We start from the raw sequence: 1,298 nt of genomic DNA on the forward strand, positions 1-1,298 counted from the left end.
CAACTACCGCATTCAGGATCGCCGCAACGACGAAATTGGCGGCCTGATCGAAGCCTACAACACCATGGCCCACGGCATGCTCGAAAAAGATCAGGTAGAACGGGTGCTGCAACGTTTCGTCAGCCCGTCCGTAGCACGCAACATGATGGCTGATCTGGATCAGGTACAACTCGGTGGCCGTGACGTTTCCGCCACGGTGGTCTTTGCGGACATCGTCGGCTTTACCCGGTTGTCCGAAAACCTGGCGCCGGACGCCATCGCCGACATGCTCAATGTCTATTTTGATGCTATCACCACGGCCACCAGCTTTTATCGGGGGACCATCGACAAATACATGGGTGATTGCGCCATGATCGTCTTCGGTGTGCCGGAGAAAGATGATGAACACCTGTTCCACGGCCTGTGTTGTGCGGTGATGATCCAGCGGCTGGTAGAGCGCCTCAATGAACACCGCCATGCCCACGGCCAAACCACCGTGGAATTCCGCATTGGCATCAACTCCGGTGACATGCTGGCCGGCAATCTGGGGTCACGCGATCGCATGCAGTACACCGTGGTGGGCGACGCGGTCAATTTGGCTTCACGGCTGTCGAACATGGCCGGCGGTAACGAAATCATTGCCGCCGCACCGCTTCTGTCCAACCCCAATATTGCCTCCCGGGTTCGCGCCACAGAATCCGGGGCCATGCGTATTCGCGGCAAAGAAAACCCCGTGGGAACCTATCGTATCGATGGCGTTCACGCCTTGTCCGAAACGCTGATGGAACAGCGTATTGCCCAGTTTCTGGCAAAACTGAATACGGAGCATCAACGTGTACAAGGCGAGTAGCCTGACCCTGGCCACGGTACTGGCTGGCTGTGCCACCCTCGGCAACCCCCACCCGGAAAGCGATGTCAGCGCTGCGCTGGAACAACACAATTACAGCCGGGCCGCCGCCATTATTGAACAAACCAAACCCAGGCACCCCGAATACCCGGCCTTGCAGGAGCAATACCCCGGAATCCGCCAGGCCAGCAAGGCGTACCGCCAGCACATCATTCTCCAGGCCCAGGAACTGGGCAGAAAGCAGCAATGGGATGATGCCTTCAACCTGCTGGACCAGAACCGCGACAAGGTACTGAACCCGGCGGCCATGGATGAATTAAGCACCGCCTTATCCACACAGGAAGAGCGCCAGCTGAACCAGTTACTGGCAGAGAGACGCCAGGCCCAGGCTGTCGCCATGCTGGCCAACGACAGGCTCGAACACCAGCTGGCCGACTTTCATGCGCCCCACGCCAAGCAGGAACGCCAGAAA

Annotated in this window: 1 protein-coding gene and 1 pseudogene; both read left to right on the plus strand. The window is 58.6% G+C overall.

Annotated elements, in window-relative coordinates:
- A partial coding sequence (locus tag A3730_RS22870; protein WP_197477582.1) for an adenylate/guanylate cyclase domain-containing protein occupies positions 1–829 on the plus strand: 829 nt, incomplete at its 5' end.
- Positions 813–1,298 (plus strand): annotated as a pseudogene (locus tag A3730_RS22875) (hypothetical protein); the annotation flags it as partial. The gene A3730_RS22870 and the pseudogene A3730_RS22875, both read left to right, overlap by 17 nt.

Source organism: Alcanivorax sp. HI0044 (assembly GCF_001634945.1).